Annotated in this window: 16 protein-coding genes; 11 read left to right on the top strand and 5 right to left on the bottom strand. The window is 71.8% G+C overall.

All coding sequences use genetic code 11. The features are described from left to right. Positions 1–420 precede the first annotated feature (420 nt). Both MT994_RS00755 and MT994_RS00750 read left to right on the top strand, forming a co-directional pair. Positions 421–7,014 carry a DUF4011 domain-containing protein gene (locus MT994_RS00755; RefSeq protein WP_354804661.1) on the top strand — a complete coding sequence of 2,198 codons (6,594 nt, stop codon included), beginning with the start codon at positions 421–423 and terminating at the stop codon, positions 7,012–7,014. A 56-nt stretch (positions 7,015–7,070) separates the two neighbouring features. Next, positions 7,071–8,378, top strand: coding sequence for an exonuclease domain-containing protein (locus tag MT994_RS00750; protein ID WP_074803503.1), 1,308 nt, complete (start codon positions 7,071–7,073; stop codon positions 8,376–8,378). A gap of 137 nt (positions 8,379–8,515) precedes the next feature. On the opposite strand, the gene MT994_RS00745 is transcribed toward MT994_RS00750, so the two are convergent. Both MT994_RS00745 and MT994_RS00740 read right to left on the bottom strand, forming a co-directional pair. Beyond that, entirely contained in the window at positions 8,516–9,169 is a 654-nt protein-coding gene (locus MT994_RS00745; protein WP_074803501.1) for a response regulator transcription factor, read from the bottom strand. 159 nt (positions 9,170–9,328) lie between these two features. Next, entirely contained in the window at positions 9,329–10,066 is a 738-nt protein-coding gene (locus MT994_RS00740; protein ID WP_354804660.1) for a FadR/GntR family transcriptional regulator, read from the bottom strand. Positions 10,067–10,301: 235 nt separating this feature from the next. Here MT994_RS00740 and MT994_RS00735 point away from each other — a divergent pair, with 235 nt between their 5' ends. The 8 genes from MT994_RS00735 (at position 10,302) to MT994_RS00700 (ending at position 19,201) form a co-directional block, all read left to right on the top strand. After that, entirely contained in the window at positions 10,302–11,300 is a 999-nt protein-coding gene (locus MT994_RS00735; protein ID WP_354804659.1) for an alcohol dehydrogenase catalytic domain-containing protein, read from the top strand. Beyond that, the gene (locus tag MT994_RS00730; RefSeq protein WP_074803496.1) at positions 11,297–11,881 is read left to right on the top strand and encodes a TRAP transporter small permease; all 585 of its coding nucleotides are present in this window, start codon (positions 11,297–11,299) and stop codon (positions 11,879–11,881) included. Before MT994_RS00735 ends, MT994_RS00730 begins: the two co-directional genes overlap by 4 nt. A gap of 3 nt (positions 11,882–11,884) precedes the next feature. Further along, complete coding sequence (locus MT994_RS00725; protein WP_021482371.1) at positions 11,885–13,141, top strand: TRAP transporter large permease; 1,257 nt, start codon at positions 11,885–11,887, stop codon at positions 13,139–13,141. A 95-nt stretch (positions 13,142–13,236) separates the two neighbouring features. Then, positions 13,237–14,244 (top strand): TRAP transporter substrate-binding protein, encoded by a 1,008-nt coding sequence (locus tag MT994_RS00720; RefSeq protein ID WP_021482372.1) that lies wholly within the window; start codon positions 13,237–13,239, stop codon positions 14,242–14,244. 95 nt (positions 14,245–14,339) lie between these two features. After that, complete coding sequence (gene otnK / locus MT994_RS00715) at positions 14,340–15,590, top strand: 3-oxo-tetronate kinase (protein ID WP_354804656.1); 1,251 nt, start codon at positions 14,340–14,342, stop codon at positions 15,588–15,590. Further along, a complete protein-coding gene (locus MT994_RS00710) occupies positions 15,587–16,240 on the top strand; it encodes a class II aldolase/adducin family protein (protein WP_354804655.1) in 654 nt (217 codons plus the stop codon). The genes otnK and MT994_RS00710 overlap by 4 nt, the downstream gene beginning before the upstream one ends. 21 nt (positions 16,241–16,261) lie before the next feature. Then, positions 16,262–16,843, top strand: coding sequence for a G/U mismatch-specific DNA glycosylase (gene mug, locus MT994_RS00705; protein ID WP_354804653.1), 582 nt, complete (start codon positions 16,262–16,264; stop codon positions 16,841–16,843). A 174-nt stretch (positions 16,844–17,017) separates the two neighbouring features. Continuing rightward, positions 17,018–19,201, top strand: coding sequence for a family 43 glycosylhydrolase (locus tag MT994_RS00700; RefSeq protein WP_354804652.1), 2,184 nt, complete (start codon positions 17,018–17,020; stop codon positions 19,199–19,201). A 129-nt stretch (positions 19,202–19,330) separates the two neighbouring features. Here the strand turns inward: MT994_RS00700 and MT994_RS00695 are convergent, their stop codons facing one another. Beyond that, positions 19,331–20,803: a histidine kinase gene (locus MT994_RS00695; RefSeq protein ID WP_354804650.1), complete on the bottom strand. Its 1,473-nt coding sequence runs from the start codon at positions 20,801–20,803 to the stop codon at positions 19,331–19,333. A 177-nt stretch (positions 20,804–20,980) separates the two neighbouring features. On the opposite strand from MT994_RS00695, the gene MT994_RS00690 reads away from it, so the two are divergent. After that, positions 20,981–21,853, top strand: a complete 873-nt coding sequence (locus MT994_RS00690) for a DUF4352 domain-containing protein (protein WP_354804649.1) — start codon at positions 20,981–20,983, stop codon at positions 21,851–21,853. Between the two features lie 126 nt (positions 21,854–21,979). On the opposite strand, the gene MT994_RS00685 is transcribed toward MT994_RS00690, so the two are convergent. Continuing rightward, the gene (locus tag MT994_RS00685) at positions 21,980–22,867 is read right to left on the bottom strand and encodes a hypothetical protein (protein WP_354804648.1); all 888 of its coding nucleotides are present in this window, start codon (positions 22,865–22,867) and stop codon (positions 21,980–21,982) included. Continuing rightward, positions 22,867–23,439: a DUF6318 family protein gene (locus MT994_RS00680; protein ID WP_354805090.1), complete on the bottom strand. Its 573-nt coding sequence runs from the start codon at positions 23,437–23,439 to the stop codon at positions 22,867–22,869. Before MT994_RS00680 ends, MT994_RS00685 begins: the two co-directional genes overlap by 1 nt. Between the last annotated feature and the right edge of the window lie 113 nt (positions 23,440–23,552).

Genomic DNA, 23,552 nt, shown 5'->3' with positions numbered 1-23,552 from the left:
TACAGCTCTGCCGTTCAGGGGGTGCTCGAGGCTGAGGTTCAGCACTTTTGTCGCAAGGCCGAAGGGGAGCTAGCCCGTCTACGCGCCCGCGCAGGATCTGGCAGGCTCACGTCTCGGGATCGAGCGCGAGTCAACGAGTTGCTCTGGGCGACCGCGGCATTGGAGCGTGAGCTCGAGCAGCGCGTTCGAAACGTTGTAGAGCATCGCCCTTCGCGTATCGCCAGCAGCGCGCTCGCTGTCTCCATCACAGTGACGCTCACCCAGTCGATCACCGTAGAGCTGGGGTCGTATCGCTAGCGTGCGTGGCAGTTTCACCCGAAGGCGGGTATCGCCTCGATGGTGCTGTCTGGGATGCTTCGCCCGGGCGCCCAGGGGTGAAGTGGCCGCATCGGTGCTCGTCGGCACGAGGGAGAACGCAGGATGGATCGGGTCGAGACGCTCGCGAGCGCGCTGACTGACAAAGAACGGCAGGTCAGGGGGCTCGACGAACTGGGCCGTGCGCTCCGACCGCTCGTCGACGAGCGGATGACGCGTGCCGCGCACGGCAAGCCGTGGGTGCCTCTCTACGAGGCGAAGGAGACCGTCCGCCTCGGCCGACCGCATCGGGCTGACGCTGCCGACCCGCGTCTGCTGCTACGAGTCTTGCGTTTCGAGCGCGGTGTCTTCACCGACATCGATGCGTCTCAGCGCGCGTGGATCGACGAACTCGTCCAGGCGTCCAACAGGGCGGCGCACTCGACGAGCGTCTCGCGGCTGCAGGCGGACCGCGCTCTTGACACCATGATGCTTCTTGCGGAGTCGCTGGAGCTAGGCGCGGTGGTGGAGCAGCTCACGGCGCTGCAGGCTCTCGGCGATCGTCCAGGGGAGGCAGCCTCGGCAGTTCGCGAGGACGCCGGTGCCCATTCAGCGACCCTCAGCCCTGTGGAAGGCCCCACCGTAGTCACCGAGGCCGAGGCTGTTGACTCCGCGACTACGCCGGGGCGCGCCGTCCAGGTTCCCCTCAGCGGAGACGTGCCCAACGGCATGGGGCGGCTTTCGGCCCGAGTGGACGAGCTGGACGTCGTCGTCTACTTCCGCGAGGCGATCAACTACGCACTTGTCCACAACCGGGTTTCGGCGATCGCCGGAGTCCTCGTGGTGAACCGCGGTGGCGGCCCCGTGGACGACGTCGTCCTTGCTTTCGAGCTCGACACCCCGCCGTCGCTCGTCGCAACACCCGTGGCCGCGCCCCTGACGATCGAGGTGGGCACGGTCGAGTCTGGCGCAGAGATCGAGATCCCCGCACACCAGCGCGCCTGGCGGCTGAGCCCGGCTCCGTTCGTGACCCTCGACGAGGCGGTCCTCACGGGCATCCATCTCACGGTCTCGGTCGGCGAGTCTGCTGCGAGTATCCCCTCGCACCCGGCGACCCGGGTCCGCGACTCCGCTGATGTGCGGCTGCTCACCGCCGAGGAGTGGTGGGCCGTCGGTATCCCCGAGAGCCTCGCGGCTTTTGTCCGTCCCAACGACCCTGCTGTCGTCACCCTGCTCACGGAGGCGAGCGCGCTGCTCTTGGAACGCACGGGGTCACCGTCGCTCGAGGGCTACCAGTCAGGCTCAGAGCGGGTGCACCAGATCGCGGAGGCGATCTACGACGCAATGGGAGCGCGGCGGATCACCTACGTGGAGGCGCCGTCGTCGTTCGAAGGAACCGGCCAGCGCATCCGCACGCACGCCCAGGTGCTCGAGGAGCGGCGGGGTACCTGCCTCGACCTTGCCTGCACGTTCGCAGCTGCGCTCGAGCAGGCGGGCGTGCACCCCGTGCTCGCCCTCGTCGACGGGCACGCCTTCGCCGGCTACCTCACCGACGACAGCGAGCTTCCGTCGGTCACGGTAAGCGAGCCCAGCGGGATTGTCACGGTTGCGGACTCCGACTTGTTCGACGCCGTCGAGACCACCCTTCTGTGTGCCCGTGACGAGCCCGTCTCTTTCGACGACGCACGCGGGGCCGTGCGCCACTGGTGGCGCGAGGATCTTGCGAAGGTCGAGAGCCTTCTCGACGTCCACGCGGCGCACCGCCGCGTCAAGCCGCTGCCGTCGATCCGCACGGAAGGCGGCGTGCGGGTCGTCGAGGTCGTTCGTGAGGCGGTGGCCGCGCCGCTGCGTCGGACGCCGACCCCGCAGGTGGTTCCCGGTGCCGCGGGCGCCCCGGCGATCCCCGCGCGGGTCGAGCGATGGCAGCGTGCGCTGCTCGACATGACGTATGTCAACCCCCTCCTCAAGATGAAGGACTCGTCCAGCCTTCCGGTGCACGTTCCCGCCGGGGGACTCGCACGGTTGGAGGACAAGGTCTCGGCGAACCACCGCATCGTCCTTGCCCCGCACGACGAGCTGGCGCAGATCCACCGCGCTCAGGGGGCCCGGACGGCCGCGGACGTGGACCCTGAGGCACTGCGACGGATCATGGACGAGGAGAACGCGCTCTTCGTCGCAGTCGGCGAGCGGCAGTACACGACCCAGCTGCGCGGCTTGCAACGCAAGGCGAGGGCCAGCCTCGAAGAGACCGGGACCGACAGCCTCTATCTCACCCTTGGCACTCTCGAGTGGAAGGAGCCCACGGGTAGCAAGGAGGGTAGGGCTCCCCTCTTCCTGATGCCGGTTCGGCTGACGGGTGGGCGCGGTGGCACGGCGTTCACCCTCGAGCTCGACGACACGCGCACGCTCGAGCCGAACTTCTGCCTCGTCGAGAAGCTGCGCGTCGCCTGGGGCCTGGAGATCCCCGAGCTCACCGAACCCGGCGAGGACGAGTCCGGGATCGACGTCGCGGGTGCGCTCGCAGCGGTACGAACGACGTTGCTCCGTGCCAAGGCGATGACGTTCCGGGTCGAGGAGACCTCGCGCCTCGCCCTGCTGCAGTTCTCGACGCTCGAGATGTGGCGCGACCTTCGGGACAGCTGGCCGCGGTTCATGGAACGTCCCGCGGTCAAGCACCTGATCGAGACGCCGGGACGTCCCTACGTGGACGACATCGAACCTCCCGCGCCAGAGTCCGCAGCGGAGGCGACAACGTACCTGCCGATCCCTGCCGACGGGTCGCAGATCGAGGCCGTCCGTTGGGCAGCCGCCGGCAAGTCGTTCATCTTGGAAGGGCCTCCCGGGACGGGGAAGTCGCAGACCATCACCAACCTTGTCGCGCACTGCCTCGCCGAGGGCAAGAAGGTCCTGTTCGTCGCCGAGAAGCAGGCGGCGCTCGACGTCGTGAAGAAGCGTCTCGACAGTGTCGGGCTCGGATCGCTGAGTCTCGATCTGCACGGGAAGAACCAGACGGTCACCGCCGTCCGGCAGCAGATCAGCGACGCGTTCGAGGTTCAGGCAGGGTCCTCGTCGACATGGGAGGCGCTGCGTTCGAGCTACCGGACGCTCGTCGAGTCGCTCGCACGCTATCCGGAGCAGGTGCACGAGGCCGGGCCAGCCGACCTGTCCGCCTGGGACGCGCGCCAGGTTCTCCTCGAGCTCGAGGAGGCCGTCGGTGGGAGCGATGTACCGACGGTCGAGGTGCCGCGCGAGGTTGTCATGGGTCAGTCGCCGCTCACGCAGGTCTATGACGTTGCCCGTGACCTGGGCAACGCACTGCTGGATCTCGGGGTGCGACCAGACGACGCACCGTGGCGCCTTGCGGGAGCGCTCGACCCGTCGAGCCTCGACCGTGGATCGATCGCGCACGCGCTCCAGGAGCTCGTCACCGCAGATGCGGGTGTCGTGGGGCCCGTCCTCCGGGCCGCAACCGCGTTCGTGCAGTCACCGACTGAGGCTGATGCCGTCGCCACCTGGCTCGACGCGGCCAGAGGCGCCATGGGTCGCGGTACGGCGGAGGCTTCGCGGATCGTCACCCCTGCCTGGCGGACACAGGCACACCAGGCGCGCGACGCCGTCGGACACCTCCGTGCGACGTACGCCCCCCGCCTCGGGGTCTTCCTGCCCGCGGTGATCGACGTCGATCTTGACGGGTATGTGGCACGTGCGACCGAGGCCGACGGGAAGCTCTTCGGCAAGAAGAAGCGGCGGCTCGCGATCCTCGCAGAGCTGCAGAACGTCATGCGAAGTCCGGCGTCTTTCCCGCTCAAGCAGCTGACACCGGTGCTGCGGGACCTCGTGGGCGTGCGTGACGCGACTCGTGGCCTCGCGAAGCACGTCTCGACGCTTCCCGGCGTCAGCGTGCCCTACGGGTGGAATCCCCTGGACGACGCGCAGGCAGTAGTACTCGATCGAGCCGTCTACGGCCTCGAGGTGGCCGCCGACCTGCGCGCGAGGCTAGGTGCCGGGCGGTCGAATGCGGAGGCCGCACGCCAGACCATCGATCAGGTGACTGACGAGCTGCTCCGCACCACCCAGCAGGACGCGCTCTTGCCCGGGGAGCAGGTCCGACGCCTCGGTGCTGCGTGGGCCGGGTTCACGCGCGTACTGGGCAGCGCGGACGCTGACGTCGTCCGCTGGCTCGGAGGGCGTTCGCGCGGTCGTGCGATGGCCGACGATGTCCCGAGCTGGACGGCGGACGCTGCGGGTGGAGCGTTCATCCGGCTCCAGCGGTGGTTCCGCGTGAGCTCGGCGCTCGCGCGCCTCGACGACCTAGGCCTCGGAGCCATCGCAGAGTCGGTCCGGTCGGGCGCACTCCGAGGGGCCGACGTCGAGAACCAGGTCCGGCTGGGTGTCGCACGTGCGGTACTCGACGAGCGACTCGACTCGACCGGCCTGTCTGGGTTCGACCACGCTGAACGGGAGCGTCTGGTCGAGCGGTTCGTCCGCACGGGAGACGACGTCCGCCAGCGCATGACCGCGGAGCTCTCCGCACGGATCGTCCGTGCCCGCACCTTCGACCCGACGGCGCGCACGGGCATGGTCGCCGAGCTGCGTCAACAACTCGGACGCAGGCGCGGTGGCCTCTCCGTGCGCCAGCTGCTGCACCGCTTCGGGTCCCTCGTCACGCAGGTGACGCCGTGCTTCCTCATGAGCCCGACATCGGTCGCGCGGTTCCTGCCGGCCGATGCGGTCGACTTCGACGTCGTCGTGTTCGACGAGGCGTCCCAGATTCGTGTACCCGAGGCGATCGGTGCGATGGGCCGCGGTCGATCGGTCGTCATCGTCGGAGACTCGAAGCAGATGCCCCCGACCTCGATGTTCGGTCCGGCGGGCGCCATGGAAGACGACGACGGTCCGGTCGACGACGCGCTTCCGGTTCCCGCTGACCTGGAGTCGATTCTCTCTGAAGGTGTGGAGTCACGGCTGCCGCGACTGCTGCTGAGCTGGCACTACCGCTCCAAGGACGAGACGCTCATCGCGTTCTCCAACAGCCACTATTACGAGGGTCGGCTCTCGAGCTTTCCCACGCCGCCGGTGACGGCGGGCCGTCCGCCAGCTCTCGAGCTCCACCGCGTCGCTGGTGACTGGGAGGGCGGCGGCCGTGGCGCCGCACGCGTCAACCGGGCCGAGGCCGCCGCCGTCGTTGCCGAAGTGCAGCGTCTCCTCGTCGAGGACGCCGGACGGAGCATCGGGGTCGTCACCTTCAACACCCAACAACGCGAGCTGATCCTCAACCTCCTCGAGGAGGTCAGACAGCGCGACTCCCTCGTCGAGATCGCCCTGACTCGCGAGGAGGAGAAGCTCTTCGTCAAGAATCTCGAGAATGTGCAGGGTGACGAGCGCGACATCATCCTCTTCACGCTCGCCTTTGCGAAGGATGCCCGCGGCAAGGTCCCGCTGAACTGGGGACCGCTGAGCAGAGCCGGTGGCGAGCGTCGCCTCAACGTCGCGGTGACACGCGCCAAGGAGAAGGTCGTCGTGTTCTGCTCGTTCGAGCCTCACGAACTCGACCTGACCAACTCGACGGCAAAGGGTCTTGCCGATCTCAAGGACTACCTGCTCGCTGCTCGCAACGGCGTGGAGTCCGCTGGGCTCCGACGTGCCGATGCCCGTGATCGTCATCTCGAGGACGTGGGGAGCGCACTGCGGGTGGCTGGGCTCGAGGTGCGCACGGGTGTCGGCCTTTCTGACTTCACCGTCGATCTCGCGGTGCGTGCCGCGGCGGACCGCGCTTGGATCGCGGTCATGCTGGACGGTCCGGTCTGGGCGGAGCGCACGAGCGTGGGTGACCGCGAAGGTCTTCCGACTTCCGTCCTCACGGGTCGCATGGGATGGTCGCGCGTCGAGAGGGTCTGGCTACCCACCTGGGTGCGCGACCCCGGACCGGTGGTCGCGTCGATCGTCGGTGCCGCAGAGAACGCCAGCGAGCAGCACCCGGATGCTCCCGCGCACGCGGTGGCAGCGGGGCCTCCCCCGTCCCTTCGATCGAGCATCTTGAGCGAGCGCGTGGTCGGGCTCGAGCTCGAACGCCCGGAGGCTCCGATCGAAGACCTGCGCTCCAGGGGGGACGCCGTGCCCGTGCGCGGTGCCGCCGTCGTGGCACCGGCTCCGTCGACGGCCGCGCTGTCACGACCCGTGTTCACGCCGGCGGCGACGACTGTGCGGCACGGGGCGTGGATGCTCGACGATGCGTCCGGCGCCTCTCGTGCCAAGCTGCGCGACGAGCTCGTCGAGGTGGTGCGAATCGAGGGCCCCGTGCTCGTCGAGCGGCTAGCCCGTGTCGTGGCGGCGCGGTTCGATCTGGCCCGCGTGCGCGAGGGACGTCGTGAACAGATTCTTCAGCGCCTGCCGCGTGGCCTCGCGAAGAGAGCTCCCAACGGCGACGTGATCGCGTGGCCGGGATCTGACCCAACGTCGTACGACACCTATCGGGTGCCGGGCCCGGGCGAGAAGCGTGAGATCGCAGACATCCCGTACCACGAGCTTCGCAACGCGATGGTCGAAGCGGTGCGCGGTGCGCACGGGATGACGACGGACGACGCCCTGCGCGAGACCGCGCGGGTGTTCGGCATCCTGCGCCTGGGTGCGAAGGTGCGCGAGCGACTCGAAGGCACGTTGACCGCAGCAGTGAACGAAGGTCGCCTCGCGACTCACGCTGGTTTCGTCACTGTGCCATAGCGGCTCGGGCACGACCGCATCTCGTGGCAGCTCACTGCGAAAGGAACGAGACATCCATGGCTGGATACGCCGTCGTCGACGTGGAGACTACGGGCCTACGACCGTCGCGGCACGATCGGATCGTCGAGGTCGCGGTCGTGCACGTCGACGCAGCAGGGCGCGTCGAGCGCACGTGGTCGACGCTGGTCAACCCGGAGCGTGATTTGGGGCCGCAGGTGGTCCACGGCATCACCGCGGCGGACGTTCGCCACGCGCCTCGGTTCGCCGACGTCGCGGGTACGCTCGCTGGCCTGCTCGAAGGACGTGTCCTCGTCGCGCACAATGCGGCGTTCGACCTGGGATTCCTCCAGCACTCCTTCCAGAGCTGCGGCCACGACGTCCCCCTCGTGTGGCCGACGACGCTGTGCACGATGCGTACGGCGGCGGCGCTGCTGCCGGGTGCGCCGCGCTCGCTCGCGGGCTGCTGCGCGCACCTCGGCATTGAGCATGCCGGAGCGCACGAGGCGCTTGCCGACGCCCGCGCGGCCGCCGGTGTGCTTGACCTTCTTATCGCGGCGCGCGACAGACTGGACGGCGAACGTGCTCCGGCGCTGCCATGGTGGGACTTGGCGCACGAGCTAGCCGAGACCGCCCGGTGGCCCTCGATCCCGGTGCTCGACGTTGCGCCCGTCGTGCGTGGTGTAGCGGCCGGTCGTGATGTGCCCTTCCTCGAGCGTCTCTCTTCGAGCCTGCCCCGCTCACTTGAGTCGTGGGAGCGAGAGCAGTACCTGGCGCTCCTTGACCGCGCACTCCTCGATCGGTACCTGTCTGCCCGCGAGCACGATGCTCTTGCTGACACCGCGGCGGAATTGGGTATCGACGCAGGCACTGCATACGAGCTCCATCGTTCCTATCTCTCCGAGCTGACCATCGCGGCCTGGGCCGACGGCGTCGTGACGGACGACGAGCGCGCTGACCTTGCCGCCGTCGCCGGACTGCTCGACATCGCGGTCGCAGAGCTCGACACACTGCTGGACGCAGCACGACCTCGCATCGAATCAGGCTCGAGCGACGAGACTGGGCGCCTGCCAGGCCGTGGCATCGAGAGCTCTATGGAGAATCCGCGGCCCGGCACTGGTGCGTTCCGGCTCGAACCTGGCGACCTCGTCGTTCTCACCGGGGAGATGACCATCCCACGCTCGGAATGGGAGGCCCGAGCGCGCGCCGTCGGGATCGTCCCGAACGGGAACGTGACGAAGAAGGTCCGTCTGCTCGTGGCGGCGGATCCTGACTCGCTCTCGGGCAAGGCTCGCAAGGCGGTCGACTACGGCGTCCCTATCGTGACGGAGCAAGCGTTCGCCAAGATGCTGGACGCCCTCGGTTGAACTCACGGCGTCGTGGTGAGCTCGCCTCATGCGTGACGCGCTGAGTTCTGGTGCGCTGGCAGGAAGACAACGGAAGCGTTGTCACTTGACAGGCGTCGTGGTCGAGCTGCGCGGTCACGTCGAGGGTGGGGTCGCAGTCACGCACTACCGGGTGACGACTGCGTCACGATCACCGCGAGCTGCACGCGGTTCGTGACCCCGAGCTTCGACGACGCGGCGGCGAGGTGCGTCTTGACGGTCGCTTCGCCGAGAAACAGGCGCTGCGCGATCTGGGCGTTGGACAGGCCTTCCGAGACGAGCCGCGCGACTTCGAGCTCGCGCTCGGTGAGCGTGGCCATCTTGTCCGCGGCCTCGCGCCGTCCGGCCGCTCCTGGCGCGGAGCTCACCTGAGTCATCACGGTCCGCGCGGCGCGCGGCGAGAGCGCGCCGTCGCCGGCAGCGACGGCCCGCACGGCGGCCACGATCTCCTCCGGGGATGCGTCCTTGGCGAGGAAGCCTGACGCGCCGGCGTACACGGCGTCGAGGATGACGGCCTCGGTGTCGAACGACGTCATGGCGATGACCCCGGGAGGGTCCGCGAGCGTCCGCAAGGAACGCGTGGCTGCCACGCCGTCGACCCGTGGCATCCGCAGGTCCATGAGCACGACGTCGGGGTGGTGCGCCTGCACGGCCGGCACGACCTCGTCGCCGTCGGCGGCCTCGGCGACGACCTCGATGTCGTCGGGCCGCAGGATGGTCCGCAGCAGCCGTCGCACCATCGGGTCGTCGTCGACCACGAGCACCTTGATCACGCCCCGACCCTAGCGGCGCGCGCCCACGGCTCGTCCGCCGTGACCGCCGTCCTCGGCGCCGGTCGCAACGGCCGCGCCGCCCGTCGCGACCGCCGCCCCTCGCGACCGCCGCCCCTCGCGACCACCGCCCGCCGCGTCTGGTGCGCGGCGCGACCACCGTCAGGCCGGCGCGCCGTCCTGGTGGCGCACCCAGGTCTCGCGGACCTCGGTGAGGTGGTCGAGCATCGCGGCGCGGGCGCCGTCGGCGCGGTGCGCGTCGAGGTTGTCGACGATCGCACGGTGCGCGCGCGTGACGACGTCGATGCGGCGGGGGTCGTAGGAGAACGTGGCGATGCGCGTCTCCATGAGCCCTTCGCCGAGCACGTCGTAGAGCATGACGAAGAAGTCGTTGCCGGTCGCGACGGCGAGCCCGCGGTGGAAGGCGTAGTCGTTCTTGGACGCGGCGACGATGTCGTCGGCGTGCCCGGGGAGCTGGTCGACGAGGTCAGCGAGGCCGGTGAGCGCGGCGTCGTCGATGCGTTCGGCGGCGATGCCGGCGACGGCGACCTCGAGCGTCGCGCGGACCTCGTGGAGCTGGAGGTAGGGCACGTTGGGGCCGTGGTGGAGGAACATCTGGAGCATCTGGCCGACGTCGTCGATGCTGGTGCGCCCGACGTTCAGGCCGGAGCCGGGCGTGGCGGTGACGATCCCCTTGGCGGTGAGGGCGCGCACGGCCTCGCGCACGACGGTGCGGGAGACGCCGTAGGACTCGCAGAGCTCGCGCTCGGAGGGCAGCCGGTCGCCGGGCTGGAGCTCGCGCGCGAGGATGTCGTCGCGGATCGCGTCGGCGACCTGGTCGGACAGCCGGCGCTGTCGCACGATGCCGCTCGTCGGCAGCGTCGCATCGGGCTCGGGCACCGTTCCTCCTCGGGGTGACGACCGCGCCATTCTGCCTCACGGGGGCCGCGACCTGCCCGGACGCGGTCGGCGCTCACGGTCGTGAGACGGGGTTGGCTCAACTGGTATGACAGGATACAGTCACTCAACCTGCCGAGCCGAGCGTCCGACGTCGGGCACCCGTACAGGCAGGTCTCCCCTCACCCGCACGCAGAGCAACGCGGCTTCCCAGTCGCGGGGAAAGAGCTGTTCCACGATGCGCGCCATCAGATTCGAGACGTCCGGGACCGCCCACGTGGTCGACATCCCGCGCCCGGTCCCCGGCCCCGGCGAGGTCCTCCTCGCCGTCACCTCCACGGGGGTGTGCGGCTCCGACCTGGCCGCCCTCCGCGGCACCCACCCGTTCCGCGTCCCGCCGCTGATCTCCGGCCACGAGGCCGGTGGCCGCGTCGTCGAGGTCGGCCCGGACGTCGCCGACGTGGTCGTCGGCGACCGCGTCGTCGTCGACCCGCAGCGCCCGTGCGGCACGTGCGACCTGTGCGCGACGGGCGGCTACCACCTGTGCGCGAGCAAGCAGATGCTCGGCATCGCCGAGTGGGACGGCTCGTTCGCCGAGCACGTCGTCGTGCCCGCCTACACGCTCGTCCCCGCGCCCGACGACGTCGCGGACGAGCACCTCGCTCTCGCCGAGCCCGTCGCGGTCGCGGCCCACGCCGTCGCGCAGCTGGGGGAGCGGCGCCGCGAGCGCGCGCTCGTCCTCGGCGGCGGCACGATCGGCGCGCTCGTCACGCGTGTGCTCGCCGACGGCGGCAGCACCGTGGTCGACGTCGTCGAGCCGCGCGAGCACGTCCACGAGGTCCTGCGCGCGGTCGGTGCGACGGGCGTCCACCTGCCCGACGCCGCGCTCGAGCCCGGCTCGTACGACGCCGTCTTCGTCGCCGCGGGCGTGCCCGCGCTCGTCGAGCGCGCGTTCGAGGCCGTCGCGCCCGGTGGCGGGATCGTCCAGGTCGCGGTGTTCAACCAGCCCGTGCCGGTCCCGGTCGGGCAGCTCCAGGTGCGCGAGATCGCTCTGCTCGGCACGGCCATGTACACGAAGGACGACTTCCGCACCGCGCTCGACGTCCTCGCGCGCCACCCCCGGCTCGCCGACGTGCTCGTGTCCCGCACGACCTCCCTGGAGGAGGGCGCTGCGATCACGACGACCATGGCCGCCGAGGGGCCGGGCGACATCGTCAAGCTGGTGATGGTCCCGTGAGCGCGGCCCGCGCCGTCCGCGGCGTCCTGTCCGGCGCCGAGCGCGCGCTGTTCGTGGTCTCGGGCGTCGCGATCACGCTCGTGAGCGCCGTCCTCGTGCTCCAGGTCTTCATGCGGTACGTGCTCAACAGCCCGACCGTGTGGTCCGAGGAGTTCGCGACGCTCGCGTTCGTCTGGTGCGTCATGACGGCGATCCCCGTCGCGGTGCGCCGCAGCGAGCACATCGCGGTGACGCTGCTCCTCGACCGCCTGCGCGGGAAGGTGCGCCGCGCGTTCGTCGCGCTCGGCTACGCGCTCTCCGCGGGCCTGTTCGGCCTCGTCGCCGTCTACGCCGCGATGATGCTCCCGACGGGCGCGCGCCAGCTCATGACCGGCCTGACCATCGCGACGGGCACGGACATCACGCTGCTCGCCATGTACGTCGTCGTGCCGATCGGCATGGGCTTCTCCTGCGTCTACGCGGTCGAGAAGCTCGTCGAGGCGCTGCGCGGCGACTTCGACACCCCCGACGACGCCGTGGAGGCGAACATCGCCGAGGCGGAGCAGCTCGTCGCGCCCACCTCCCAGGACAAGGACGTCTGACCCATGCCCCTCATCCTCGGAGGGCTCCTCCTCCTCATCCTCGTCATCGGCGCCCCGGTGGGCGTCGCCGTCGGCCTCGCCTCGTTCGCGAGCCTCGCCGCCGAGGGCGTGCCGCCCGAGGTCGGCGCCCAGCGGTTCGTCGCCGGGATGCGCTCCTTCCCGCTCCTCGCGATCCCGCTCTTCGTGCTCGCCGGGTCGCTCATGAACGCGGGCGGTGTGACCCAGCGACTCATCGACTTCGCCTACGCGATCGTCGGCCGCATCCGCGGCGGGCTCTCGGCCGTCAACGTCCTCACCAACATCACGTTCGGCGGCATGTCCGGCTCGGCGGTCGCGGACGCGTCGTCGGTCGGCCGCCTCCTCATCCCGCAGATGCTGCGCCGCGGCTACGCGCCCGGCGACGCGGCGTCGGTCACCGCGACGGCGTCGATCGTCGCGCTCGTGCTCCCGCCGAGCATCACGATGATCATCTACGGCGTCGCGGCCGAGGTCTCGATCAGCGCGCTGTTCTTCCACGGCCTCTACATCGGCCTCGGGTTCGGCCTCGTGTACCTGGTCACGGGCTGGCTCGTGGCCCGCAAGAAGGGCTACCCGGCCGAGCGCGGCGTGGGTGCGCGCGAGCTCGTGCGCACCGCCGCCAAGGCGCTCCCGGCCCTGCTCATCCCGGTCGTCGTGCTGGGCGGCATCCGGCTCGGCGTCTTCACCGCGACGGAGGGCGGCGCGGTCGCGGTCCTCATCGCCGTGATCCTCGGGGTCGTCGTCTACCGCGAGCTGTCCTGGCAGCGGGTCGTCAAGGCGATGCGCGAGACGACGATGCTCGTCGCCGCGATCATGCTCATCATCGCGATGGCGCAGGCCTACTCGTGGGCGCTCGTGACCGGCGGCACGCCGCAGATCGTCGCCGACGCCGTGCTCGGGCTCACGGACAACGTGCTGCTCATCCTCTTCGTCGCCAACGTGATCCTGCTGCTCATCGGCACGGTCGTCGAGGGCAACGCGGCGATCATCATCTTCACGCCGATCCTCCTGCCGATCGTCACGGCCGCGGGCGTCGACCCGGTCCACTTCGGGCTGATCGTCGTCATCAACCTCGCGATCGGGCTCATCACGCCGCCCGTCGGGATCAACCTGCTCATCACGAGCCGGATCGCCGGGATCTCGGCCGAACGGGCGCTGCGCGACATGCTCCCGTGGCTCGGCGTCTCGGTCGCCCTGCTGTTCCTCGTCACGTACGTCCCCGTCCTCACCGGCATGTACTAGCCGGCGCGACGGTCGACACCCGCCACCGGCACCAGCACCCCGGCGGGCGAGGGCGTCCCGCGCCCTCGCCCGCCCCGCACACGAAGGAGCTTCCCGTGGGGAAGAGAACCACCGCGCCGCACCGTCGCGTCGCCGCCCTGGTCGTCGCGAGCGCGCTCGCTCTCGGCGGCTGCACGGCCACGACGACCGACCCCGAGCCCGACCTGCTGCTCCGCCTCGGCCACTCGTACGGCGCCGGGAGCCTGCAGGACCGCGCCGCGAACCGGCTGTCCGAGCAGGTCGCCGACGCCTCCGACGGCCGCGTGACGATCGAGGTCTACCCCGCCTCCCAGCTCGGGAGCTGGGAGGACATGCAGGAGGGCCTGGAGTTCGGGGCGGTGGACATCGTCGTCGAGTCCGTCGGCTCGCTCGAGCGCTACACCGACCTCGCCGCGATCGAGGGCGTGCCGTTCCTCTACGAGGACGAGGACCAGTTCCTCGAGGTCTGGGACGGCCCGCTCGGCGACGAGATCATCGAGGCCATCCGGGAGGACTCCGGGTTCCTGCTGCTCGGCCAGATGTACCGCGGCGGGCGCGTGCTCAACACGCAGCGTCCCGTCACCGAGCTCGCCGACGCGCGCGGCCTCAAGCTGCGCGTCCCGACCCAGCAGACCTACCTCGACACGTGGCACGCGCTCGGCGCGAGCCCCATGCCGCTCGCGCTCAGCGAGGTCTTCCCCGCGATCGAGCAGGGCGCGGTCGAGGGCCAGGAGAACCCGATCGACGTCGTGCGGTTCAACTCGTTCTACGAGGTCGCGCCGCACGTCACGCTCACCGAGCACGTGTTCGGCAACTTCCACTTCCAGGTCTGGGCCGACGCCTACGAGGGCTGGCCCGACGACCTCCGCGCGATCGTCGACGCCGAGATCGACGACGTCTCCTCCTGGTACCGCGAGACGTCGATCGCCGAGCGGCAGGAGAACGTCGACTTCCTGGTCGAGCGCGGCGTCGAGCTGCACGAGATCGACCGCGCCGAGTGGGCGGAGGCCTCGTCCGAGGTGCTCGACCACGTCGACCCCCAGGTCGTGGAGTGGGCCGAGCGCATCCGCTCGGGCGACGCGTGACGCCGTACCGCGGCCCCGAGCCGCGCCGGCGCGTCGACCGCGCCGCCCGCGACGCCCGCAACGACCGACGACCCGACCGACCAGAGGAGACACCGATGCGCGGCGCGATCGCCGACGACTTCACCGGGGCCACCGACCTCGCCGGCAACTGGAGGGCGCGAGGTCTGCGGACCGCCGTCGTGCTGGGCGTCCCGGGCCCGGACGACCTCGCGGACCTCGCCGACCACGACGCCGTCGTGGTCGCGCTGAAGATCCGCTCCGTGCCCGCCCCCCAAGCCGTGGAGCAGGCGCGCGCGGCCTGCCGCGCGCTCGCCGCCCTCGGCGTCACGCAGGTCTACGACAAGTACTGCTCGACGTTCGACTCCACGCCCGAGGGCAACATCGGACCCGTCGCGGACGCGCTGCTGGAGGAGACCGGCGCGCGCAGCGCCGTCGTCGTCCCGGGCTTCCCGGACGCGGGCCGCACCGTCTTCCGCGGCCACCTGTTCGTGGGGGACGACCCGCTCGACCGCAGCCCCATGAAGGACCACCCGCTCAACCCCATGTGGGACTCGCGCGTCGCGAACCTCCTCGCGGCGCAGACCGCGCACCCGGTCGCCGAGGTGCCGGTCGGCGTCGTGCGGGCCGGCGAGCAGGCGCTGCGGGGCGCGATCGTCGCGGCCGAGGCGGGCGGCGCGCGGTACGTCGTCGTTGACAGCATCGACAACGACGACCTCGCCGTCATCGCCCGCGCGACGTCCGACGCCCCGCTCGTCACGGGTGGCTCCGGGCTCGCGCTCGGCCTCGACCCGACGGGCGCGACGCTCGGCGACATCGCTGCGGTCCCGGGCCGACGCGCGGTGCTCGCGGGCAGCGCGTCGCGCGCCACCCAGGCGCAGGTCCGGGCGGCCCTGCCGCACCTGCCGCACCAGAAGGTCGACGTCGCGGCGGCGCTCGCGGACCCGGGCGCGGAGGTCGAGCGGCTCCTCGCGTGGGCGCGCGAGCGCTGGGCCGAGCAGCCCGACCGGCCGGTGCTCGTGTACTCCGTGGGCGAGCCGGACGACGTCGCGCGCGGCCGTGCGGTGACCGCGGACGCCCCCGCCGTGGTCGAGCGGCTGTTCTCCGCGCTCGCGCCGCGGCTCGCGGAGGCGGGCGCGACGCAGCTCGTCGTCGCGGGCGGCGAGACGTCGGGCAGCGTCGTCCAGGGGCTCGGTGTGCACGTGCTCGAGGTCGGGCAGCTCCTGAGCCCGGGTGTGTCCTGGCTGCGCGGTCGCCGCCGTGGGGCCGACGACGTCAACCTCGTCCTCAAGTCGGGCAACTTCGGCACCGAGGACCTCTTCGTCACCGCGTGGGAGGAGCTTGCATGAGCGACCTGGTCGAGGAGCTGCTCGCCGCCGGGCGCGGTCTCGCCGCGAACGGGATGTCGCCCGGGACGTCGGGCAACGTGTCCGTGCGCGTCGGCGACGAGGTGCGCATGAGCGCGAGCGGCACGTCCCTCGCGACCCTCACCGCCGAGCAGATGGCCCGCACCACGCTCGACGGCACCCCGATCACCGAGGGCGACGGCCCGACGCCGCGGCCCACCAAGGAGTGGCCGCTGCACCTCGCGATGTACGCGCGCGACCCGGAGTACCGCTGCGTCGTGCACCTCCACTCGCCGAGCGCCGTCGCGGCGTCGTGCCTCGCTCCGTGGCGCGAGCACACGGCGTTCGCGCCGGTCACGCCGTACGTCGTCATGCGCGTGGGCAACGTGCCGCTCGTGCGGTACGCCGCGCCGGGCGACCCGGCGCAGGCCGAGCGCGTGCGGGGGAGCGCGCTGCGCTTCCACGGTGCCCTGCTCCAGAACCACGGGTCGATCGCTGCCGGGCGCACGGTCGCGGAGGCCGTCGACCGCGCGGTCGAGATCGAGGAGGCGGCGCGCGTCCGGCTGCTGCTCGGGGACCGGCTCGGCGCGCGGCTCCTCACCGACGACGAGGTGCGCGAGCTCGTCGAGGCGTACGGGCAGCCCTGGGGCTGACGTCCGGGCGAGGATGGTCCGGTGCCGACCGACCCGCCGTACGCGCGCCCGACCGCCGACGACCTCGCCGCCGCGCGCGGCCGTGAGATCGAGGACTGGCTGCGGCCGGGCCTCGACGTGCTGTTCTGCGGGATCAACCCCGGGCTGTACTCGGCGGCGGTCGGGCTGCCCTTCGCAAACCCGGGAACGCGGTTCTGGAAGGCGATGCACGAGGCGGGTTTCACCGACCGCGTGCTCGGGCCGTGGGAGCGTGAGGAGTTCCTGGCCGCCGGGCTCGGCATGACGAACGTCGTGCGCCGGGCCACGGCCCGCGCCGACGAGCTGACGCCGGAGGAGATCGTCGGGGGCGGACGCCGCCTCGTCGAGACGGCGGAGACGTACCGGCCGCGGTGGGTCGCGGTGCTCGGCCTCGGCGCGTACCGCACGGCCTTCGCGGACCGTCGCGCCGCGACCGGCCCGCTGGAGCGTCGCGTCGGCCCCGCGCGGGCGTGGCTGCTCCCGAACCCGAGCGGTCTCAACGCGCACCACACGGTCGCGACGCTCGGCGCGGCGTACGCAGAGCTGCGCGTCGCTGCGGGGCTGCCGGACCGCCGTCGGGCCTGAGCGCCGCGCGGGGAGAGCCGAGCTGTCGCCGCCCGCGCGCGCCTCGGCCGTGACATCTTGCTTGTTGACTCTTGCGAGAAGTTGTTGACTTGTGTGAATCGGCCCGGGACACTCGAGGTCCCGAGGTCGACGCCGTCCCGGGTTCTTGCCCCCTCACCGTCGAGGAGACACCCCATGAAGCTCTCCCTGTCCCGGGCGCGCACGCGTGCCACCGCTGTCACGGGTGCGCTCGTCGCGCTCGGGCTGGTGGTCTCGGGCGCCGCCGCCGCGGCCGCCGCCCCGTCAGCGGCGACCGCCGCACCCACGGCAGCCTCCGCCGCGGTCGCCCCGACGATCTCCCCGGTCGTCGACGCCAACTTCCCCGACCCGGACATCCTGCTCGTCGACGGCGTCTACCACGCCTACGCGACGAACGACCAAGGCCGGAACGTGCAGCACCGCACCTCGACGGACCTGGTCACGTGGAGCGCCCCGAACGACGTCGCCCCCGATCTGGGCGCCTGGGTCAGCGAGGCGTGCACCTTCTCGCCGGGCGGCGCCACCGACCGCTGCGTCTGGGCGCCCGAGGTCGCCGCGGTCGAGGGCGGGTACGCCCTCTACTACACGGCGCGCGACGCGACGTCGCCGCGCCAGTGCATCGGCCTCTCGCTCTCCGACTCGCCCGAGGGGCCGTTCGAGCCCGTCGGCGACGACCCGTTCGTCTGCCCCAACGGCGAGGACGGCACCGAGGACCTCGGGGGAGCGATCGACGCCGGGACGTTCGTCGACGGCGACCAGCTCTACCTGCTGTGGAAGGCTGACGGGAACTGCTGCACCGGCAAGACGGCGATCATCTTCGCCCAGCCGCTGTCGCCCGACGGCACCACGCTCACCGGCCCCGCCACCGAGCTGATCCGCGTCGACACGGCGTACGAGGGCCGCGTCGTCGAGGCGCCGACGGTCGTCGAGCGCGACGGCACCTACTACCTCTTCTACTCCGCGAACGACTTCTACGGCGGTGCTTACCGCACGTCGTACGCGACGGCGCCGAGCCTGGCCGGGCCGTGGACCAAGGCGACGACGGAGCTCATGACGAGCGACCGCTTCCAGGGCGACGTGCGCGGCCCGGGCGGCCAGGACGTCGTCACCGCGCCGGACGGCTCGGACGCGATCGTCTTCCACGGCTGGAACGCGGCGTTCACGTACCGCGCCATGTACGTCGCGGACCTCGAGTGGTCGGCCGACGGCGTCCCGTCCGTCCCGCAGGCGTCCGACCGCTACCAGGCCGAGGACGGCGTCGTGACGAACGCGCGCGTCGTGGCCGACGGCGGGGCGTCGGGCGGGGCGAAGGTCGGCGGCCTGGACTTCGCGGACTCGTCCGTGACGGTCGAGGTGCACGCCGACGCGGCCGGGCCGGCGCTGCTCGGCATCCGGTTCGCGAACGGCTCGCAGGACGGCTCGACGCGCGTCCCGTCCACCGGGACGCTGGCCGTGAACGGCGCGGTGACGGAGACCGTCGTCTTCCCGCACACCACGTGGGGCAACTGGCAGACGTCCGAGCACCTCGTCGACCTCGTCGCCGGGACCAACACGATCACGCTGACGCGCGCGACGTTCTACACCGAGCTCGACGCGTTCGACGTCTACCCCGCGACGCGCGACCCGCGCCCGTCGGCCCCACCCGTCATCCCGTCCGACGCGACGCGGTACGAGTTCGAGGACGGCGTCATCACGCGCGGCTCCGTCGGGAGCGCCGCCGGGGCGTCGGGCGGGCAGAAGGTCGGCGGGCTCGACTTCCTCGACAGCTCCGTCGCCCTCCAGGTCCACGCCGACGAGGCCGGGCCGTACACGCTCGGCGTGCGGTTCGCGAACGGCTCCGAGCGCGGCGGGTACACGCTGCCGTCGTCGAGCGCCGTCACGGTGAACGGCGCCGACGCCGGGGTCGTCACCTTCCCGCACACCACGTGGGGCAACTGGCAGTCCGTCACGCACCAGGTCGAGCTCCAGCAGGGGTGGAACACCGTCACCCTGACCAAGCTCACCTGGTACACCGAGCTCGACGCGCTCGACGTCTTCCCGGCCGAGGCGCCGCCCGTCGACCCGCAGGTCACCGTCACGGCACAGCCCCGCTGCCTCGGCGGCATCCCGTACCTCGCCGTCCGCGCGACGAACGACGGCGACGAGACCGTCGCCCTCGCCGTCACCACCCCGCACGGCGAGCGGGTGTTCGCCCAGGTGGACGCGGGCAAGAGCGCGTACCAGTCGTTCAAGGTGCGCGGCGGGGCGCTCGAGGCGGGCGAGGCGCTCGTCGCCGTCACCGACGTCGCCGGCACGACGACGGAGGTGACCGCCGCGTACGACGCGCTCACCTGCGCGTAGTCGCTTCCTGACCAGCAGACCGCGGTGCCGCCCGGCCGATGGGCGGCACCGCGGTCATGCGTCCGGGCCTGGGCGACAGGTTCGTGCGCCCAGGGCTGCGCCACAGGTCGGGGCGGGGGCGTGCGGCGGTCAGTCCCGGGGACGGTCCCACGGCAGGTGGGCCCGGACGACGAACCGGCCGTCGTCGACGCCCGCCGAGAACGTCCCGGCGAGCGCCTCGCAGCGCTCGCGCATCCCGACGATCCCGGTGCCGCTGCCGGGGACGCCCAGGGTGTCCGCGGTGAGCGCGTTGCGGACCGTGAGGTCGACGCCGTCGCCGGGCCGGGCGCGCACGTCGACGTCCGCGCGGGCGCCCGGGGCGTGCTTCATCACGTTCGTCAGCGCCTCCTGCACCACCCGGTACACCGCGCGCGTGAGCGCCGGCGGCGCGGAGTCCGCGTCCGTGACGAACACCGTCGCGGCGAGGTCGACGCCCGACGAGCGCGCCTCGTCGAGCAGCGTGGCGAGGTCGCCGAGCGCCGGGGCGGAGCCCGTGTACTGCTCCGCGCCGTCGCGCAGCGACGTGATGAGGGACCGCATCTCCTCGAGCGCGCGGTGGGCGGACGAGCGCATGGTCCGGGCGGCGTCGGCCACCTCCGGGTCCTCGGTCGTCACCTCGAGCGCCGACGCCTGCAACGACATGACCGACAGGTTGTGCGCGACGGTGTCGTGCATCTCGCGCGCGATGAGCTCGCGCTCGTCCTGCCGCGACAGCTCGGTGCGCAGGTGGTCGGTCTGGCTGCGCAGGTCCTCCGCGTGCGTGCGCAGCGTCTCGGCGCGACGGGTCTCCACGGCGGCGGTCTGCTGGGCGACGTGCGCCCGGCCCGCGTAGCGACGCACCAGTCCCGCACCCACCGAGAGCGCGACGAGCAACACCCCGATGACGACGTAGCCGGCCGGGGGAAGGTACGTGGTCTCCCCGCCGGTGGCGGGCGTGAAGGAGAAGATCACCGAGTCGCCAGGTCGTGCGCCGTCGCGCCAGAACGACGCGGCCACGGCCGCCGCGGTGGCTGCGATCGACCCGAGGAGCACCGGACGCCGGTCCTCCCGCGCGAGGACGAACGGCAGCGCGAGGAGCGGGGCGAGCGCGCCGACGGGTGTGAGGACGCCTGCCGCGGCGGTCCCGAGACAGACGGCGACGGGGTGGCGGATGCGCCAGATCACCGCGGCGGAGACGCACGCGGCGAGGACGAGCCACAGGATCGAGAGCCCGAGCTGGCCCCCGCTCAGCTCCTGGCCGTGGCGTGCCGAGTCGAACGACAGGCCGACGATGCCGACGAAGAACGTCGCGGCGACCGCGAGCGCGGTCCCTGCCCCGGACCAGAACCGCCGCGCCCGCCCGGGGGCGGGGGCCGCCGTCGGGCGCGCGCCACCGACGGGGTGCGGCGACAGGTGGCCGATGGGGGTGCCCGCGGCGGCCGGGCCGGTCGGCGCCGGCGGCCAGGTGGGCCCGGGATACCCGGGTGGCGGGGCACCCGGGTGGCCGGGCGCCGGGTAGCCCGGTGGAGGCGCGGCGCCCGGCGGCACCGCGGGGCCGCCCGGCTGCTGCGGCGGGGGGTACATGCGGCGAGCATACGCACGGGCGCCGACGCCCGGCCTCCGCCGACCGGCTCGCGCGACCGGCCCGGATCTCCTCCGGTCGGCCGGCCCGGACGAGCCGGTCGGGCGATCCGCCCGACGGTGCCGCGCGGCCACGATCGTCCTCGAACGCAGCGACCACGACGCACCGAGGAGACCACGATGTCCGCACCCCACGAGGGCCAGCGCCCCGACCAGCCGGGCGCGTACCCGGCCCAGCCCGGCCCGACGCCGCCCCCGGGCCAGCCCTACTCGTCGCCCCTCGGGCCGGGCGCCCCCGGAGCAGCCGGCCCGACGCCGCACGCCCCCCACCCCGGTCAGGCGGGCTGGGCCGGTCAGCCGGGTCAGGCAGGCATCCCGGGCCAGTCGGGCTTTCCGGGGCAGCAGGGTGCGGCCGCGTTCGCGGGGCAGGCGCCGGGCATCCCGCCGCGCAAGAGCTGGTTCGCGCGGCACAAGATCCTCACGGGCCTCGGGGTGGTCGTGATCCTCGCCGTGATCGGGGCCGCGCTCGGCGGCGGGGGAGGGGACGAGCCCGAGGCACCGGCCGCGGTCGCGGGGTCGAGCGCCCCGCAGGACCCCGCCGAGCCCGCCCCCGAGACGCCGGACGGGCCTGCCGAGGAGCCCGCTCCGGAACCCGCGGCGGCCGCGGTCGGCACGCCGGTGCGCGACGGCAAGTTCGAGTTCACCGTGACGTCCGTGGAGACGGGGGTCCCCACCGTCGGCGACGAGTTCGTCAACGCGCAGGCGCAGGGCCAGTTCGTGCTCGTGCACGTGACGGTGACGAACATCGGCGACCAGGCGCAGATGTTCGACGGCAGCAGCCAGAAGCTCGTCGACACCGCCGGGCGTGAGCACTCCGCGGACACCAGCGCGGCGATCTACCTCGGCGACGCGAACTCGTTCCTCACCGACATCAACCCGGGCAACAGCGTCGAGGGCACCGTGGTGTTCGACGTCCCCGCCGACGCGGTCCCCGCAAGCGTGACGCTGCACGACTCCTTCTTCTCCGGTGGGGTCGAGGTGTCGCTCGGCTGAGCGCAAGGCGCGCCTCCCGGGCCGTCGCGACCTGCCGGAGTCACGGACGGACACGATCCCGCGCTCGCTGCACCGCCGCGCACCCCGCACCCTGACTCCGGGGGCAGAGGTGCGCGGCGATGCGCATCAACCGCCCGGGAGGTCTTCGGTGACCAGGCGTGACCTGGCCTCGTAGACCTGGAGCGGGTCGGCTGCGCTCGTCGTGGTCGCGGTGCCCGTGACGTCGGTCCAGCTCGGCGTGCCGGTGATCCGGAACTGCCCGGACCACGTCGTGGTCAGCGTGATCGTCACCCGGTCCGCCGGCTGGCCGTACGTGTGCGCGACGGTGTGGTGCGGGTACGCGGCGCCCGGGTCGGTCGTCGTCACCGGACCGCTCCCGTCGCCGTAGTCCCAGGTGAACGACCGTGGGGTCGCCCGGATCTGGACCGGGATACCGAGCAGCGTCGTGTCGAGCACCTGCTCGTCGGGCTCCGTGTAGGTGATCGTCGGCACGTTGACCACGGTCCAGCCGTCCGGCGGCTGCACGACGACGGGCGACGGCGCGAGCGTCAGGGTGGCGAGCGCTCGCGCTGCCTCGTCAGCGAGGTCAGCAGGCGTCACGCACGACTGGTCGGCCACGGGTGCGCCTGCTGTCGACCACTCGCCAGGGGTGCCGTCGGAGGCGATCTCACGGGTCTGCCGGTACAACGCGCCCAGGTAGTAGGAGTTCGCGTCGCATTCGAGCCCTTCGGTGACGAGCCGCTCCCACTCGGCGCAGCGGCCAGACAGATCAGACGTCGGGTCGTCGAGGCCATCGAATAGTGCGCACGTCGTCTGCGCCGCGCGAAAGTACTTCTCTGTCGTTGGCGTGCCTGGGCGGCCCGTTTCGTAGTCGCGTCCGCCTCGAGTTTGGACCTCCGCTTCTACGGATACGTTCTGACCCTCGATGTCCCCAGTGGTGCTCCAGTCGCCAGGGGGAAACGCGAGCGCGAGACCACTCGTCGCGACTACGCCTAGGGTCTGCAGGAACGGCACTAGGCACCATCCTCAGGGAGTGGCGCGATCTCAACAATCACCCAGTCGTCATCCGACTTCCCGACTTCTATCCGAACCGCCATGGATGTCGTCGACTCGCTGGCGACTTCCGATCCATCAGCTGCTGTGACCTTCAAGGCATCCTGGGAGAGCGTCCCGTCCAGCGGAAACACACCAGTCTGTGAATCTCTCACGTACTTGAAAGGGTCGTCCACGTCCAGCGTGATGCGACCGCCCTCGTAGGCGCTTCCAGATTCGCGGAGCCATTCGACCTTGTCTAGGGAAGCCGCGCAGTATCCGCACTCTGCGTGTGACATTTCTTCCCACTCGGCGCTGTCCTGGCTCGACATCATGTCTGAGTAGAGCCCGAGAAAGTACGCCGCCGCCGCAGCAGCACCCTCCGCGTCGTCGCGCTCCATGGCCGCGGGTCGTTCGGGCTTCGGCGGCCCGGTCGTGGTCGGCTCGGGTTCGGGTGTCTCCGTCTCAGACGGCTCGGCCGACGTCTCGACCGGAGGTGACGGTGCGGGTTCACCCCCGCCGGTGCACCCGGCGACCAGGCACCCGGCCGTCACGACGACGCCCAGGGCGAGCGTTCGCCGTCGGGCACTGCTTCTCGACCGGAGCGCTCGGGCGCTCACCGTTCCTGCCGGTCGTTCCTCGACCGGCGCATGACGCGTACGACTCA

This window comes from Cellulosimicrobium sp. MI9406, assembly GCF_040595865.1.
Lineage (GTDB): Bacteria > Actinomycetota > Actinomycetes > Actinomycetales > Cellulomonadaceae > Cellulosimicrobium > Cellulosimicrobium funkei.
This window is presented reverse-complemented; position numbering and strand designations above follow the sequence as displayed.

Coding starts and splice junctions, on each gene's coding strand:
- MT994_RS00755 (WP_354804661.1), top strand. CDS start 421: ATGGATCGGGTCGAGACGCTCGCGAGCGCGCTGACTGACAAAGAACGG.
- MT994_RS00750 (WP_074803503.1), top strand. CDS start 7,071: ATGGCTGGATACGCCGTCGTCGACGTGGAGACTACGGGCCTACGACCG.
- MT994_RS00735 (WP_354804659.1), top strand. CDS start 10,302: ATGCGCGCCATCAGATTCGAGACGTCCGGGACCGCCCACGTGGTCGAC.
- MT994_RS00725 (WP_021482371.1), top strand. CDS start 11,885: ATGCCCCTCATCCTCGGAGGGCTCCTCCTCCTCATCCTCGTCATCGGC.
- otnK (WP_354804656.1), top strand. CDS start 14,340: ATGCGCGGCGCGATCGCCGACGACTTCACCGGGGCCACCGACCTCGCC.
- MT994_RS00710 (WP_354804655.1), top strand. CDS start 15,587: ATGAGCGACCTGGTCGAGGAGCTGCTCGCCGCCGGGCGCGGTCTCGCC.
- MT994_RS00700 (WP_354804652.1), top strand. CDS start 17,018: ATGAAGCTCTCCCTGTCCCGGGCGCGCACGCGTGCCACCGCTGTCACG.
- MT994_RS00695 (WP_354804650.1), bottom strand. CDS start 20,803: ATGTACCCCCCGCCGCAGCAGCCGGGCGGCCCCGCGGTGCCGCCGGGC.
- MT994_RS00690 (WP_354804649.1), top strand. CDS start 20,981: ATGTCCGCACCCCACGAGGGCCAGCGCCCCGACCAGCCGGGCGCGTAC.